15 protein-coding genes are annotated in these 16,378 nt (G+C 31.8%); 4 read left to right on the top strand and 11 right to left on the bottom strand.

Annotated features, from left to right (window positions below):
* Positions 1-14: 14 nt before the first annotated feature.
* The 8 genes from Q0C58_RS06550 to Q0C58_RS06515 all read right to left on the bottom strand — a co-directional run bounded on the left by Q0C58_RS06550 (position 15) and on the right by Q0C58_RS06515 (position 9,366).
* Positions 15-770, bottom strand: coding sequence for a tetratricopeptide repeat protein (locus tag Q0C58_RS06550; protein ID WP_290699017.1), 756 nt, complete (start codon positions 768-770; stop codon positions 15-17).
* A 37-nt stretch (positions 771-807) separates the two neighbouring features.
* Complete coding sequence (locus Q0C58_RS06545) at positions 808-2,574, bottom strand: BatD family protein (protein ID WP_290699015.1); 1,767 nt, start codon at positions 2,572-2,574, stop codon at positions 808-810.
* 124 nt (positions 2,575-2,698) lie between these two features.
* Complete coding sequence (locus Q0C58_RS06540) at positions 2,699-3,538, bottom strand: tetratricopeptide repeat protein (RefSeq protein WP_290699013.1); 840 nt, start codon at positions 3,536-3,538, stop codon at positions 2,699-2,701.
* Positions 3,539-3,595: 57 nt separating this feature from the next.
* Positions 3,596-4,630 carry a VWA domain-containing protein gene (locus Q0C58_RS06535; RefSeq protein ID WP_290699011.1) on the bottom strand — a complete coding sequence of 345 codons (1,035 nt, stop codon included), beginning with the start codon at positions 4,628-4,630 and terminating at the stop codon, positions 3,596-3,598.
* Between the two features lie 26 nt (positions 4,631-4,656).
* Positions 4,657-5,661: a VWA domain-containing protein gene (locus tag Q0C58_RS06530; protein ID WP_290699009.1), complete on the bottom strand. Its 1,005-nt coding sequence runs from the start codon at positions 5,659-5,661 to the stop codon at positions 4,657-4,659.
* Positions 5,661-7,340 carry a hypothetical protein gene (locus Q0C58_RS06525; RefSeq protein ID WP_290699007.1) on the bottom strand — a complete coding sequence of 560 codons (1,680 nt, stop codon included), beginning with the start codon at positions 7,338-7,340 and terminating at the stop codon, positions 5,661-5,663. Before Q0C58_RS06525 ends, Q0C58_RS06530 begins: the two co-directional genes overlap by 1 nt.
* Before the next feature lie 43 nt (positions 7,341-7,383).
* A complete protein-coding gene (locus Q0C58_RS06520) occupies positions 7,384-8,247 on the bottom strand; it encodes a DUF58 domain-containing protein (RefSeq protein WP_290699005.1) in 864 nt (287 codons plus the stop codon).
* A gap of 117 nt (positions 8,248-8,364) precedes the next feature.
* On the bottom strand, positions 8,365-9,366 hold the full coding sequence (locus tag Q0C58_RS06515; protein ID WP_290699003.1) for a MoxR family ATPase: 1,002 nt from the start codon (positions 9,364-9,366) through the stop codon (positions 8,365-8,367).
* A gap of 198 nt (positions 9,367-9,564) precedes the next feature.
* Here Q0C58_RS06515 and Q0C58_RS06510 point away from each other — a divergent pair, with 198 nt between their 5' ends.
* The 3 genes from Q0C58_RS06510 to Q0C58_RS06500 are packed head-to-tail and all read left to right on the top strand — an operon-like array spanning position 9,565 to position 11,737.
* Positions 9,565-10,317 (top strand): SDR family NAD(P)-dependent oxidoreductase, encoded by a 753-nt coding sequence (locus Q0C58_RS06510; protein ID WP_290699001.1) that lies wholly within the window; start codon positions 9,565-9,567, stop codon positions 10,315-10,317.
* Positions 10,314-10,940, top strand: coding sequence for a hypothetical protein (locus tag Q0C58_RS06505; RefSeq protein ID WP_290698999.1), 627 nt, complete (start codon positions 10,314-10,316; stop codon positions 10,938-10,940). The genes Q0C58_RS06510 and Q0C58_RS06505 overlap by 4 nt, the downstream gene beginning before the upstream one ends.
* Positions 10,937-11,737, top strand: coding sequence for a phosphodiester glycosidase family protein (locus Q0C58_RS06500; RefSeq protein ID WP_290698997.1), 801 nt, complete (start codon positions 10,937-10,939; stop codon positions 11,735-11,737). The genes Q0C58_RS06505 and Q0C58_RS06500 overlap by 4 nt, the downstream gene beginning before the upstream one ends.
* Positions 11,738-11,799: 62 nt before the next feature.
* Here Q0C58_RS06500 and Q0C58_RS06495 read toward each other — a convergent pair whose 3' ends face one another.
* The 3 genes from Q0C58_RS06495 to Q0C58_RS06485 form a co-directional block, all read right to left on the bottom strand.
* Positions 11,800-12,396: a hypothetical protein gene (locus Q0C58_RS06495; protein WP_290698995.1), complete on the bottom strand. Its 597-nt coding sequence runs from the start codon at positions 12,394-12,396 to the stop codon at positions 11,800-11,802.
* Positions 12,397-12,419: 23 nt separating this feature from the next.
* A complete protein-coding gene (locus tag Q0C58_RS06490) occupies positions 12,420-13,352 on the bottom strand; it encodes an OmpA family protein (protein ID WP_290698993.1) in 933 nt (310 codons plus the stop codon).
* Positions 13,353-13,565: 213 nt separating this feature from the next.
* Positions 13,566-15,119, bottom strand: coding sequence for an aldehyde dehydrogenase family protein (locus Q0C58_RS06485; RefSeq protein ID WP_290698991.1), 1,554 nt, complete (start codon positions 15,117-15,119; stop codon positions 13,566-13,568).
* Between the two features lie 120 nt (positions 15,120-15,239).
* Between Q0C58_RS06485 and Q0C58_RS06480 the strand changes: the two genes are divergently transcribed.
* The gene (locus Q0C58_RS06480; RefSeq protein ID WP_290698989.1) at positions 15,240-16,325 is read left to right on the top strand and encodes an isoaspartyl peptidase/L-asparaginase family protein; all 1,086 of its coding nucleotides are present in this window, start codon (positions 15,240-15,242) and stop codon (positions 16,323-16,325) included.
* The last annotated feature ends 53 nt before the right edge of the window (positions 16,326-16,378 follow it).

The following is a 16,378-nucleotide window of genomic DNA, read 5'->3' as shown; positions in this document are numbered from 1 at the left end:
TTGTTAAAGAATAACTAAAATATATTCAGCAATTTTATGTCTTCTTTTGGAACCCAACCAATTTTACCATCGCTAAGCTTAATTTTATTCCAGTTGTTTATAGAGTCTAAAACCTGTACTTTGGTTCCTTCGTGTAAAACAAAAGCTTCGTCGCTTCTTAAATTAGGCTCAGTTTTTACTTTAGACTCTTGGGCAAATACAATAGCTGGATTGTTTTTATTTGCCAAACTATAGCTGTAAAATGTAAATACCAAAGCCATCAAAGCAAACACTATTGACAATGTACTACCTACAAAATAGAAACGCTTTTTTCCTGTTCCATAAGTGAAATAATAGAATAGATATAATAAAACAAAAAGCATTACTAATGCTACAGATACTTTTGCCCAAGCATTAAAAGACAAACTATTAGTTACTTTTTTTACAAACCGAGACAAACCAACTTCTGGTAAATTATCTATAGCATCTATTCGCATATTATTAGCGAAGGCTAAGTTATTTTTAATATCCTTATCATTTGGTTTTAAAGCTAGTGCTTTTTCATAATAATATACAGAAGGTGCTATGTGGTTAAGTTTGTAATGTGCATTTGCTATGTTATAATACAACTCTGCAGAATGCTTATCTGTATTTAATATTACATCATATCTATCTATAGCTTCAGCAAATTTACCCTCATTATAAAGTGCATTTGCCTGATCGAAAACCTTTTCGTTTTGTGCCGAAAGACTTGCCATGAAAAATAAAAATATGTAAAGTATGTATTTCATATATTACGATTTCCGCTTACACGGAAATAAAAAAATATTATCTTATTTGTTTATCTATTAAATTAATTGTGCTAGCAGATTTTTCATAATCTTGCTGCATAGTTACTGTTGTAATTGGTGTATATCTTGCTAATTCACAATTTTCAAGAATACTTTCAAAATCTTTTACTACAGTAGTTTCTACTTGTCTTTCTAATAATAATAGTTGTATTCTATCTTTACTTAAGTCGCTAGTTTCTATATTTAATTTTGCTTTTAAATAGTTATGTAAAGCTTTTTCTAAAGCTACATAAAAAGCTTCTTTTTGTCCTAAAGCTTTTTTAGCTTCTCCTAAATATTTTTTAGATAATCTATCTGCTTTTCTTAAACGGTTGCCTACTAAATCTCCTGCACGTTGTTCTCTTTTTCTTCGGAAGACTATTGCCAAAGGTATTGCCAGTAAAGGTGATAGCAAACTAGCCCAAAATGCTTTAGATTTAAAGAATGATTTTTCTTTTTTAGAAATAAAATTAGGACTTGTTTTAATAAATGCAAATTGGTCGTCGTTTAAAACAACATTTTGCCTATCTCCACCTTCTGTTATTAAGTTGTTATCTGAAGCGCCATGGACAGGACCTTCTATCACATTAATTATAGTTTCGTTTGAAGAAATACGTTTATAACTTTCTGTCTTTAAATCAAAATAAGAAAACGAAATTGTTGGTATAGGATATTTACCTTTGTATTGCGGTACAATGGTATAACTATCAGAAATTTCACCTTGCATTCCATCTAAATTAGTACGTACATTTTCAGCATGCTCAGGTTCATATACTTCAAGTGAGTTTGGTAACGTTAGTTTAGGTAGCGTTAAAAGTTTTAAATTTCCTTTTCCAGAAACCGAAACCTTTGCTTGCATAGATTCGTTTGCATTAAGCTGACTTTTAGAAGTGCTTAAATTAAATTTAAAGTCTCCAACTGCTCCAGTAAAATCTAAAGGTTTTCCTTCTTCTGGTAAAGGTTTTACATTTATTGTTCGCCTTCCAGCTGTAACAGGAACGTTAACTTTACTCATTAAACGCTGTCCAAAAATATCTCGTCTTTTTGTTGGAATATCTGCAGTAACATCTAATTTTAAAGGTTCTATTATTAGCTTACCTGTTTTTTGTGGATATAAAACAGTTCTGCGTAACACTACATATTGGTAGTCTTCTCCTTTATACTTGCCTCTTTCAATTTTTAATCCTTTTGGATTGATACTTTGGCTCCAAAAATCGTCGTATTCTGGATCGTCTGTTTCACGCCAATTACTAACACCAGTTCTTGGTGCTACATACAATTTGTAAACTACTGTAATAGCCTCGTTTAAATATGGATTGGTTTTAGAAACCTCAGCTACTAAATGAATATTATCTGTAGCAGTAGCTGTACTTGGGTCTTTTGGTTTTTGTATCTCTTTGGTAACTTTAATTACAATGGCGTTTGTTTTATAAATTTTACCATCGATTTCTATACTTGCAGATTCAAGCATTAAACTTCCCATTCGTTTTGGTGACAAGAAATAACTGTATGTTTTCTCGAAAGAACGCTTTCCATTAATCCATGAATTACTAACAGATTGGTTTGGACCTCCAACTATATTAAAACCATTAAAAGCTGGTGGATTAAAATTATCTCCATCTTTATTCATAGAAAAATCCACACGCAAACGCTCGTTTAATCCTAAAGTTTTTTTACTAACTCTAGTTTGAAATTTCACTTGTGCTCCTGCTATACTTGTAAAAAGTATAATAAGTAGCATTGCTATGTGTTTTGTAACTTTCATTTCTATTATTCTGGATTCCTGCCTTCGCAAGAATGACAAACAATTCTATTTAATTTTATTATAATACTTGAGTAATTGCAACCTAGTAAATACGGATTACTATGACTGCAAACTAAATACTAATTTACCAGTCTTTTTCTGTTTGTACTTTAGCGCCTTTTGCTTTTTTTGCATTAACTTTATCTTGTACTTTTTGCTCTTGATTTTCCATGGCTTCCAAGAGGTTTTTTATTTGCTGTGGCGATAATTTTCCTGGCTGTTGTTGTGGTTTAGGTTGCTCCTTTTTCTGGTCGTCTCCTTTACCATCTTTTTCTTGTTCTTCATCAGGCTTGCCTTCATCTTCGTTTTCGTCGCCTTCTTTTTTATCGTCTTCTCCTTTGTCTTTATTATCTTCTTTATCCTTGCCTTCTTCTTCTTTCTTATCTTTATCCTTTTGGTCTTCGTTTTCCTTTTTATCTTTGTCTTTATCCTTATTATCGTCCTCTTCTTGAGGTGGCTCTTCGTTTTTTGCACACTCTTTTGCTAGTGCATAATTATAACGTGTTTCTTCGTCTAAAGGATTGTTTCTTAATGCATTTTTAAAAGCTTCTGCAGCTTCGCTACATTTCTTTTCTTCCATTAAAATGTTTCCAATGTTATGAAACGCTTTGTGCTTTTCTAACTTATCTGTCGCGTGTTTTGCAGCTTGTTGATTACGATAAAGGGCTTCTTCAAAATTTCCTTTTTTGTAATATGAATGACCCAAATTGTAAGTACCAGCAACACTTGTTGGTTTTTTAGAGATTGCTCTTCTATATTCCATTTCAGCTGAAACAAAGGCGTCGCTACTAGCCAAGTCATTAGCATCGCTAATTAAATCGTTAGTTTCTTGATTTAATATTTTTAGTGCTTTTTCTGTTTCCTCTTGCTGTGCAAAAGTGAAAGAAACTGTAAATATTAATATGTAGATTATTATGTTTTTCATTGTTAATTTTCAAGCTCTAAATATATGAAAGCCTTGATTTGGTTGATGTTAAGGAATTTATAAATTCTCGTTAAATAAATTTAGCTTCTTCAACCAAGCTGTTTTACGCTCTAATAAGAAAATATCTATAAATAAAAGCAATAATCCGAAACCTAAAAACCATTGAAATTGCGACTCGTAAGCTGCAAATTGTTTGCTTTCAAATTCTGTTTTATCCATTTTATTTAAAATATCTCGTATTTCTTCAACTACTTTTCCTGTACTACTTCCATTTATATAAACACCATTGGCTTCGCTTGCAATGTTTTTAAGCGTGTCTTCATTTAATTTTGTAATAACGGTTTCACCTTGTTTGTCTTTTTTATAATTTAAAATAACACCATTTCTTTTAATTGGTATTGGTCCTCCTTTTAAATCTCCTACACCTATTGTAAAAATTCTAATGCCTTCCTCGCTAGCTTCTTCTGCAACACTTGCTGCTGCTTGGCTATGGTCTTCTCCATCACTAATAATAACTAAAACACGATTGGTTTGCTGGTCGTCGTCATAATACGTTTTTGCTAATTCTATGGCTTCGTTAATTGCTGTTCCTTGTGAAGACAGCATATCTGTATTCATGTTATTAAGAAACATTTTAGCCGAAGCGTAATCTGTTGTAATAGGTAATTGCGGATACGCTTTACCTGCATAAGCTATAATTCCAACACGATCACTAGCTAAATTATTTACGATTTGAGTAACTAATTGCTTGGATTTTTCTAGTCTGTTTGGTGCAATATCTTCGGCTAGCATACTTTTAGAGACATCAACTGCAAAAACAATATCTACGCCTTCGCGTTTTACGGTTTCTAATTTTGAACCAATTTTAGGGTTCACTAAAGCCATTGTTAAACTAGCAAATACTAAACATAAAATTACTATTTTAAGTACAGATTTAAATAACGATTTGTTAGGACTCAATCGTTTTAAAATAGCCTGATTAGCAAATTTATTTTGCGTTTTGTGTTTCCAAATTTGAAGCGCTAAAAACAGCACCAATATTATTGGAATGACTAGCAATGCCCAAAACCATATTTTTTCTTCTAATTGCATTTACTGTTTGTTTGTACTTTTTAAAATTATATAAAACTTCTAAAAATGGTAATTCTTAACAGTAGTTCGAACAGTAACAAGATTCCTGTTACCCATACAAACCATCTAAATTTTTCTTCGTAATTATAAAATTTAAACTCTTCTATTTCTGTTTTTTCAAGCTTATTAATCTCGTCATATATTTCGGCTAACTTCTTATTATTGGTTGCTCTAAAATATTTTCCTCCTGTAACTTCTGCTATTTCTTTAAGTAGTGCTTCGTCTATTTCTACTTTAACTCTTCCGTATTTAAACTGTCCGTTAGATTTTATACCAATTGGCGATAAAGCCATCCCATTTGTACCTAAACCAATAGTGTAGGTTTTAATACCAAATTCCACAGCTAATTCACTCGCAATTTTCGGGTTCATAGAACCAGAATTATTTACACCATCTGTTAGTAGAATAATAACTTTACTCTTTGCTTTACTCTCTTTAAGACGGTTTACAGAAATACCTAAACCCATTCCTATAGCAGTTCCGCCTTCAATAATATTATTGTATCTAATTTCTTCTAGAGAACGTAACACAATACTTTTATCGCTAGTAATTGGTGTTTTTGTATAACTCTCTCCTGCATATTCTACAATACCAATACGATCGTTTGGACGTCCTTTAATAAAATCTGCAGCTACTTTTTTTAAGGCTTGCAGTCTATTAGGTTTTAAATCTTTAGCAAGCATACTTGCCGAAACATCTATTGCCATTACAATATCTATACCTCGAGTTGTCTTTGTTTTAGTAGAAACATCAACTGTTCTTGGTCTTGCTAACGCTATAATTAAAAAGGTTAAAGCAACTAATCTCAACCCAAAAAGTAAATGTTTTAATTTTGGCAACCAAGAACTGGTAACCTTAAAGCCTTTTAAACTTGATATGTTAAGTGCTGCTGTTTGTTGTTTGTTTTTAAAATAATACCATAGCAAAGCTACTGGCAGCAATAGCAGCAACCAGAAAAATCCTTTATTTAAAAATTCTATGCCTTCAAACATTATTTAGTTTTTGGATTTAATTCTATTGAGTTTAAAATACGTTCTACCATTTTATTTGCATAAGTATCGTCTTCTTGATAAATAACCATAACTTGTTGTAATACGTTTTCTGCTGTAAATAATACAAAAGCAAATTTGGCTTCTCTTAATTTATCGCTTCCAGGAGACGGAATATTCATGGTTCCATAAGACTTTAAACCTTCGGCTCCATTTGGTGTTTCAAATTTTTCTTTTAGGGCTACAATGTTTTTTGCACCTCTGGCTTCCATAGCTTGTAAACCTTTTTCCGAAATTTGAGCTAAATCAACCTCTGGTGTATTAGCTTGTTCTTGAGTTCCTGCCTCTTTTGTTTGCTTTGGAAACTGTAATGTATTTACTGTAACATTAAAAACATCTAGCATTGTGCCATAAGAGAAACTACTAGATTTTGGCTGATTTTCCTGGCCTTCTCCAACTGAAATTTCAATACGCTTTAAAACCTTAGGTGTTGCAATGGAAATTGGTGGAAAACCATATTCGCTGGTTACCCATTCGCCTTCCAACAACTCTTTACTTTCGTGACCAAAAATAGTGTCTTTTACATAACTAAAACCATATTTATAACCCAATCCAGCTAATGTTCCAATTAATAAAAAGAAGACAATACCAACGGTTAATATTATTTTTTTAGTTTTCTTTCTACGTGCTTGATCTTCTTTATACTGCTTGTCTAAAAGTTTTTCTTCTTCGGTTAGTTCTGGTAAAGCTTCCTTAACGTGGTCGATTTCTAAGTCAATTGTTTTTCTATCTATTGCTGCTAAAGCAACATCTGGAGTGCCTTTTGCAAACTTTACTAAATCGGCACGTTTTAAAATGGTCTCGATATTTCTAATATCGTCTTTACTTAATTCTATTTGGTTGCCATCTTTTAATAAGTTTAATCTAGAAACCAATTCATCTGTAGTACTTTCTAATGCGCGATCGTAAACCTTTTCGTCTAGAAATTTTCGAATAATGTATGTTAAATCTGAATAGTATCCTTTTAGATTTTCGTTTTGAAGATAGCTACTTTCGTCTAAATGCTTTAAAGCTAACTTAGCACGATCGTAAGGTGGTAATAATGCTATTTCTTCTTCCTCTGTTAATGGTTTTACTCTCCAAATAAACCACCATAATAAAAAGCCTACTAAGCCTATTGCAAGTATAACTAGTAGTAGATATTTCCACCAATCACCAATACTCTTATCTACTTCAATTATTGGTTTTATATCGTATAATCCTTGTTTTGTAGTGTCTATAACAATTTCTCGTATTTCAACTTTTAGAGAATCTGTATAGAATTCTTTTGAACCTATCAATATTTTTTGTTTTGGTATGGTATATCTACCAGAATCAAATTGCGTTAATCCGTATTTTTTAATTAGGTTGTAACGATCGTTATTTTTTGTGGTGTCTATGGTGTAAGATTCAATCATTTCTAGAGGAGAAAATGTTTGACCTTCAGGAAAAATAACCAACGCTGTTGTATCTGTATCGACTTCAATTTTATAAGTGACTTGTGCACCAATTTTAATTGAAGTAGAATCTATAGTTGCTTTAACTTGACTGAATGAGAATAGAGAAAAAAGAGCAAAGAAAAGAGACAAAAAGATTGAAATTTTGTCTCTTTTAAAATTATATTTTAATTCTGTTTTTTTCATTTATAAAAATTGAGGTCTCGACTGCGCTCGACCAGACATTTAATTATCTTCTTTTAAAGTAACCTAGTAATTTTTTTACGTAGCTTTCATCTACGCGACAATCAATACTTCCTGCTCCAGATTTTGCAAAGCTATCTTTATAGTAAGCTACTTTCTCATTATAAAAATTACCGTAATTCTGTCTTACTTTTTTAGAGCCTGTATTAACCATCATTAATTCTCCAGATTCTCCATCTTGCATTTGTACCATTCCTAAATTTGGTATTGCTTCTTCACTTTTATCGTATACGCGAATACCTGTAATATCATGTTTTCCAGCCGCAATCTTAAGTGTTTGCTTATAATCGTCTGCTATAAAATCTGACAGTACAAAAACAATGGCTTTTTTCTTCATGACGTTTCGCATGAATTTTAAGGCTTCCGCTACATTTGTACCTTTACTTTTCGGCTTTAATTCAATTAATTCACGAATAATACGTAATACATGAGAACGTCCTTTTTTAGGCGGAATATATAATTCTATTTGATCTGAAAATAAAATCAGTCCTATTTTATCGTTATTTTGTGTTGCAGAAAATGCTAGCGTTGCAGAAATTTCGGTTATGATTTCATTTTTAAACTGTTGGTCTGTACCAAACAATTCTGAACCCGAAATATCTACCATAAGTAACATAGTAAGCTCACGCTCTTCTTCAAAAACTTTTACATGAGGTAGGTTGGTTCTTGCGGTTACATTCCAATCTATATTTCTAACATCGTCTCCAAATTGGTACTGGCGAACTTCGGAAAAAGTCATACCGCGACCTTTGAAAGTCGAATGGTATTCGCCTCCAAAAATATGATCAGACAAGCGTCTTGTCTTGATCTCGATTTTACGTACTTTTTTTAGTAATTCTTTAGTATTCATGTATTCAGTAAACAGTTTTCAGTCGCAGTTTTTAGTTATCTGCGTTACGTTAATAAGTATTATAGTATTCAGTTTTAAGTAAGCTACTGCAAACTGTGACTGAATACAGTAAACTATTTAAGGTACCTCAACTACATTTACAATCTTATTAATAATGTCTTCGCTAGTTACGTTTTCAGCTTCAGCTTCGTAAGTAATTCCAATTCTGTGACGTAACACATCATGAACTACTGCACGAACATCTTCTGGTATTACATAGCCTCTTCTTCTTATAAATGCGTAACATTTTGCAGCTGTAGCTAAATTAATACTTCCACGAGGCGAAGCGCCAAAAGAAATTAATGGCTTTAACTCTTCTAACTTATATTGTTCTGGGTAACGTGTTGCAAAAATAATATCAAGAATGTATTTCTCAATCTTATCATCCATATATACTTCACGCACTACTTCTTGTGCTCTTAAAATCTGTGCAACAGAAACCACAGGATTTACTTTATCCCAAGAGCCTTTTAAATTAGCTCTCATAATTAACTGCTCTTCATCCTTTTTAGGATAGTCTATCACAGTTTTTAGCATAAATCTATCTACTTGTGCTTCTGGTAATGGATAAGTTCCTTCTTGTTCTACTGGATTCATTGTTGCCATTACTAAAAATGGTTTATCTAGTATAAAGGTTTCATCTCCAATAGTTACTTGCTTTTCCTGCATCGCTTCTAATAAAGCAGATTGCACTTTTGCAGGCGCTCTGTTTATCTCATCTGCCAATACAAAGTTGGCAAAAATTGGTCCTTTTTTAATAGTGAAATCGTTTTCTTTCATATTAAAAATTAACGTTCCAACAACATCTGCAGGTAATAAATCTGGTGTAAACTGGATACGACTAAAACTACCATCTACCGCTTTAGAAAGCGTGTTAATAGCTAAAGTTTTTGCCAAACCAGGAACACCTTCTAGTAAAATATGTCCTTGACCCAAAAGACCAATTAGTAAACGCTCGATCATGTGTGTTTGACCAACAATTACTTTGTTCATTTCGTATGTCAATAAATCAACAAAAGCACTTTCCTTTTCAATTTTTTCGTTAATCGATTTTATATCAATTGCACCTGTTTCTTCCATCTTTTTATAAATTTTAAACGTCGAATATACTATCTGAATTTATCAATTGCAAATTGTTACTTTTTTTAATGTAAACATGTTAAAAATTGGTTAAAAATTCGAGCATTTAAAGGAACTTATCGCAAATTGTTTGGTATTTTTAAGTTTTAAATCAAATGTGGAATTTTAATTTTACAGAAAACAGAAAAATAATTGTCAATGAAAAGAACAGCATTAATTACAGGAGCAACAAGCGGAATAGGTAGAGCTACTGCTCACGAATTAGCTAAACATAATATTAAATTAATTATCTGTGGCAGACGTCAAGAACGTTTGAATACGGTAAAAGAAGCATTAGAAAAGCGCACCGAAGTCCATATTTTAAATTTTGATGTACGCGATAAAAACGCGGTTGTTTCTGCTATAGAATCGCTACCTGATGATTTTAAAAAAATAGATATTTTAATAAATAACGCTGGAAATGCTCATGGCTTAGATCCTATTCAAGAAGGTAGTTTGGACGATTGGGATGCCATGATAGACATAAACGTTAAAGGCTTATTGTATGTTAGTAAAGCTGTGATTCCACAAATGACGGAAAGAGAATCTGGACATATTATAAATATTGGATCGTCTGCAGGAAAAGAAGTGTACCCAAAAGGTAATGTATATTGTGCAAGTAAACATGCTGTTGTTGCAGTTACCGAAGGTATGCGTATGGATTTAAATCCTTACGGTATTAAAGTAGCAGCAATAAATCCAGGTTTGGTAGAAACCGAATTTTCTCAAGTACGTTTTAAAGGTGAAACACTAGCAGATAATGTATATAAAGGATACAAAGCCTTACAACCTGAAGATATTGCTGATGTTATTTACTTTGCTATTTCAAGACCTAAACATGTAAATATTGCAGACGTGCTAATGTTTTGTACTGCTCAAGCTAGTAGTACTATTGTTAAAAAGGAAATATGATAGATTGGCTAAAAACCGAATGGTATAATTTAGCTTCTAAATATTGTAATGCTACTTTAGCCGAAACACTTTGGATTGAAATTCATAATAATTACACTAACAAAACTAGACATTACCATAACCTTTCGCATATTTATAATATGCTTATTCAAGCTGAAGATTTAAAACCTGAAATTCAAGATTTAGAAGCCTTACAATTTTCTATTTGGTATCATGATATTATTTATAAATCTTCAAAAAAAGATAACGAAGAAAAAAGTGCTCTTTTTGCAGAAAAACGATTAAAAACCATCAATTTTGATGAAAACAGAATTAAAATTATTAAAAAGCTGATTGTTTCAACTAAAAAACATGAGTTAGTTTTAAACAAAAATCTAGATAATACTTATCTTTTAGATTTAGACCTTTCTGTTTTAGGAGCAGACTGGGAAACATACCAAAAGTATATACAAAACATTAGAAAAGAATATAAAATCTATCCAGATTTTATGTACAAACCAGGACGTAAAAAAGTATTGCTTCATTTTTTAGAAAGAGAAACTTTATATTTTACTGAAACTTATAGAAATAAATATGAAGTTCAAGCTCGAAAAAACTTGACCAAAGAAATTGAATTATTATGATATTAAAAGCTAAAGTATTTATACCAATTCTATTTTTAATGATTTTGTCTTGTAAAACAGAAAACAATAAAAGAACTGTTTTAAATACTGAAACTGAAAATACTGTCGCTATTTGTAATACCAAAAATTTAATTCAATCTCTAGAAGACTCACTCATTTTAAGCTACATAGTAAACCCTAAAAAAGAAACGCTTAAATTCTATTGGAAAAACAACAAAGATTCTATTATTAAAACCTTTAAAAATCTTAAAACTGAAGTAGATAATAATAATCAAAAATTAGTATTCGCCATGAATGGTGGTATGTTTAAAAAAGACTTTTCGCCTCAAGGTTTATATATAGAAAAAGGTGAAACACTATCTAAATTAGATACCATTAAAAAAGGATTTGGTAATTTTTATTTACAACCAAACGGTGTGTTTCTTATAACTAAAAATGGTATTCCATTAATTACCACAACGCAGAAATTTAATATAAATAACGATATTAATTATGCAACGCAATCTGGACCAATGTTAGTGATTGATGGAAAACTACATTCTAAATTTAATAAAGGTTCTTCAAATTTAAACATTAGAAATGGTGTTGGTACATTACCAAATGGAGACTTGCTTTTTGCAATGTCTAAAAATAAAATTAATTTTTATGACTTTGCTACCTTTTTTAAAAACAGCGGATGCGAAAATGCATTATATTTAGATGGCTTTGTCTCTAAAACCTATTTGCCTTCGAAGAATTGTAATGAACTAAAAGGTGATTTTGGAGTTATAATTGCCGAAACTAAACTTATAAAATAATAAAAACCGTTTTTCCATGCTATGAAAAAACGGTTTTTTATTTTTTATGAGATGGTTAAATTTTATTTTCCTCCATCTAAGGTATCTTGCCAATCTTTTAACTTTTGCCATTGTCCAGAAGCAGCCATTTTAGATTGTTCTGGCCAAGTACCTGGTTTATGCATCTCAAAACGTTTCCCTCCACTTTTTAAAACTTCTTGACACTTATCTACAGAGCAAGCTGCTAATCCAGCCCAAGTTGTTACATCGTGATTATGAAATAGTTCTCTAATTTTTGGCCCTATACCTTCAACTACTGTTAAATCGTCTTGAGTTATTTTTTTCCCAAATACAGCTTTAGCTGCTGCTGCATCAAAAGCTAATGCTGTTGTACCACCTGAACTTCCTGTAGCTGTTCCAGCTGCAAAACTTGCTACTGCTGTTGCTCCACCAGAAGAATTTCCTCCAGTAAATGTAGATTTATTACTTGTTTTACACGCTGCTAAATCTGCTTCTAATTTAGAAATTCTGTTTTTGTAAACATCAACGTCTACTTCGTTTACATTATCATTACTGCCACCTCCTAAAAGACGTCCTAGTAAATAACCTAAAATTCCACAAATTGCTCCTACTAATAATGGTATTAGCCAACATAGTATGTTTGATATTAATAAAATCATAATTATATATATATATTTAATTGTTAGTTTAATGTTACTACTACTCTTCTGTTTTTTGCACGTCCTTCATCTGTACTATTATCTGCAATAGGCTTGTCTGGTCCTTTTGAAGAACTAATAATATTACTTGACGAAACACCATTACTTACTAAATAGTTTTTAGCAAATTCTGCTCTATCTAAACCTAATCTTACGTTAGTTGCACGATTTCCTGTGTTGTCTGTATGGCCAATAGTTTTTATAGAAGCATTATCAGCTTTATCCACATATTTTACCATTTTAGCAAGCTTTACACGTTGTTCTGCATTTAAATTTATTGATGCTGAAGCAGTCTCAAAATGTAATACTAAAGGATCTGCTATAATTTCCTCTCGTAATGCTTTTAAACCATCTGCTTCACTAGTATCATTAGCATCTTTTGTATTAATATTATAAGATAGTGGTCCATAATATATCTTTGAAGCATCTGCCACTAAACTAGTGTCTAGTTTATCAAAGGTGTTAATCATTTTTGAAGACATACCATGCGATACAAAATAATTTTTCACAGCATTTGCTCTTGCTAATCCAAGATTAGGAAAAGCAGAAGTATTCTTTTCTTCGCTTGTATAGTGTCCTGTAATATTTACAGTTTTACTAGGATTATCTTTTAGGTAAATTGATAATCTTTCAATTTGAGCTTTTAATCCATCTGAAACTGGTTCTAAAATAGAAAAAGCAGAGCTTTTAAAATTAAAGTTATCGTTAGCATCAAATTTTAAACTGCTTTTTGAATCAATTATTGAAAATGCATTTTTTGTTGCGGTTTTTACTTCTGGCTCTACTACTTTATTTTCAACTTCTGCTTCTTTTTTAGCTGCTTCCAAACATGGCTTACAACAAAAAAAATAGTACAGAATGGTACCGAAAATAATGGTTAGCAAAATCCAAAGTAAATAACTGGTTTTTTTACTCATTATAATTTTATTTAAGTTAGTGACCCTTAAGTTATTAAAAAACCATTGAATTTTAACATTTTTTTTAACAAATTAAAAATCAATCTCTTAAAAATCGATGAAATTACTAAAAATAGCGATTAACAAAACACATAGAATTGGTTTATAAGAAATATTCACATTAAAAAAAGCCAAATCTTTCGATGTGGCTTTTAAACTTAAATTTATTGTTTTCTATAAATCAAACTTAATACCTTGAGCTAAAGGTAATTCGTCTGAATAGTTAACTGTATTTGTTTGACGTCTCATGTAAACTTTCCAAGCATCAGATCCGGACTCTCGTCCTCCTCCAGTTTCTTTTTCACCACCAAAAGCGCCTCCAATTTCGGCTCCAGATGTTCCAATATTTACGTTAGCAATTCCACAATCTGAACCTGCGAATGATAAGAATTTTTCTGCTTCTTTTAATTCATTAGTCATAATTGCAGAAGATAATCCTTGCGCAACACCATTTTGAGCATCTATAGCATTCTCAACATCTCCAGAATATTTAATTAAATATAAAACTGGTGCAAATGTTTCAGACTGCACAATTTCGAAATCATTTTCAGCTTCAATAATTGCAGGTTTTACGTAGCATCCAGATTCGTAACCTTCACCTTCTAAAACTCCACCTTCAACTAAAACGTTTCCACCTTCAGCTTTTGCTTTTTCAATAGCAGCTAAATACGTGTTTACAGAATCTTTATCGATTAATGGTCCAATATGATTTTTTTCATCTAATGGATTACCAATCGTTAATTGCCCATAAGCACCAACAATAGCATCTCTTACTTTATCGTAAACCGATTCGTGTATAATTAATCTTCTTGTAGAAGTACAACGTTGTCCACAAGTTCCTACTGCACCAAATACTGCGCCTGGAACTACTACCTTTAAATCTGCAGTTGGTGTAATAATTATTGCATTATTTCCACCTAATTCTAATAAAGATTTTCCAAAACGCTCAGCAACTGTTGCTCCAACAATACGTCCCATTCTTGTAGAACCTGTTGCAGATATTAATGGAATTCTATGATCTGTAGTCATCATTTCGCCTACTTTGTAGTCTCCATTAATAATACAAGAAATCCCTTCTGGTAAGTTATTTTCCTTTAAAACTTCTGCTATTATATTCTGACAAGCAACCGAACAAATAGGTGCTTTTTCTGAAGCTTTCCAAACACAAACATCACCACAAACCCAAGCTAAAGCTGTATTCCAAGCCCAAACTGCAACTGGAAAATTAAATGCAGAAATAATACCAACAACACCAAGTGAGTGCCATTGTTCTCTCATAACGTGTTGTGGTCTTTCCGATGGTATTGTTTGCCCATTTAATGAACGAGATAAACCAACAGCGAAATCACAGATATCAATCATTTCTTGAACTTCACCATAACCTTCTTGCAAAGATTTTCCCATTTCATAAGAAACTAACTTCCCTAAAGGTTCTTTTAATTCTCTTAATTTATTACCAAACTGACGTACAATTTCACCTCTTTGTGGTGCAGGCATCGTTCTAAAAGAAGTAAATGCGGTTGTTGCTGCACTCATTACTTTCTCGTAGTCTGCTTTTGTAGTTGTGGATACTTTACCAATTAAAGAACCATCTGTTGGTGAATATGAAGAAATTGTTTCTCCACTTCCAAAATTCTTAGAACCTGTTGAAGTTCCATCATTTATATCTTTAATTCCTAATTGTTTTAAAGCTTCTTTTATTCCGAAATCAGTTGAAACTGCATTCATATCTATTAAATTTTTACGAATTATTAAATTTTGAAGCGAATATACTAATAAATATGAGTTTTTAGGCGCTTAACTTTCTTAAAAATAGTAACTTCCATACTTATAAAAACCAAACCAAAAATGAAAAAAATAACCACTTTACTCTCTCTTTTTTTAGTATTAATAAATTGCGGTGAACTTGTTCCAAATCCTGACGAGAATCCTAATAATATTACACGTAAGAATCCTAATCCAAAAAACAACTCTAAAAAAGTAAACGACTTTGCTATCGTTATTCATGGTGGAGCAGGCACTATTCTCAAAAAGAATATAACAAATGAAAAAGAAGCAGAATACAAAGCGAAACTTGAAGAAGCCATTCGTGTTGGTTATGCTATTTTAAAAGAAGGCGGAAGCAGTCTTGATGCCGTTGAAAAAACCATTAATGTATTAGAAAATTCTCCGTTATTTAATGCAGGAAAAGGTGCTGTTTTTACAAATGCTGAAACTAATGAGCTCGATGCCTCAATAATGGATGGTGAAACTTTGAATGCAGGAGCTTCTGCTGGAACAAAAACCGTAAAGAATCCAATAAATTTAGCTAGAGCAATTATGGAAAACTCTCCACATGTTATGATGGTTGGAAATGGAGCGGAAACCTTTGCAAAAGAACAAAACTTAGAAATAGTATCTCCAGAATATTTTAAAACTGAAAATAGATTAAAAACACTAAAACGAGTTATTAAAAGAGAACAAGAAAATACAACAGATAAAACATCGGCTTTTTACAATACAGATATCAAAGACAGTAAATTTGGAACTGTTGGTTGCGTTGCTCTAGACAAAAATGGAAACTTAGCTGCAGGCACCTCAACTGGAGGCATGACAAATAAACGTTATGGTCGCGTTGGAGATGTACCAATAATAGGTGCTGGAAATTATGCAAATAATACTACGTGTGCAGTTTCTGGAACTGGTTGGGGAGAATTTTTTATTCGTGCGTCAGTGGCTCACGATATTTCTGCATTGATGGAATATAAAGGCTTAACTTTAAAAGCAGCTGCAGATGAAGTTATACAGAAAAAAGTACCAAAATTAGGTGGTAATGGAGGCATTATAGCTGTGGACAAAAATGGAAATATGGAAATGAATTTTAATACTGCAGGAATGTATCGTGCGAGCATGAATGATAAAGGCGAACTAATTATTGCCATATATAAAGACTAATTACGAATGCTTAAAAAAACCTAACGAATACTAATTTGTAACAACCGAATATT

The organism is Lacinutrix sp. (assembly GCF_023299985.1).
In the GTDB taxonomy this organism is placed as follows: Bacteria; Bacteroidota; Bacteroidia; order Flavobacteriales; family Flavobacteriaceae; genus Lacinutrix.
Note: the sequence above shows the minus strand (reverse complement) of the source record. Positions and strands in the feature narration are given on the sequence as shown.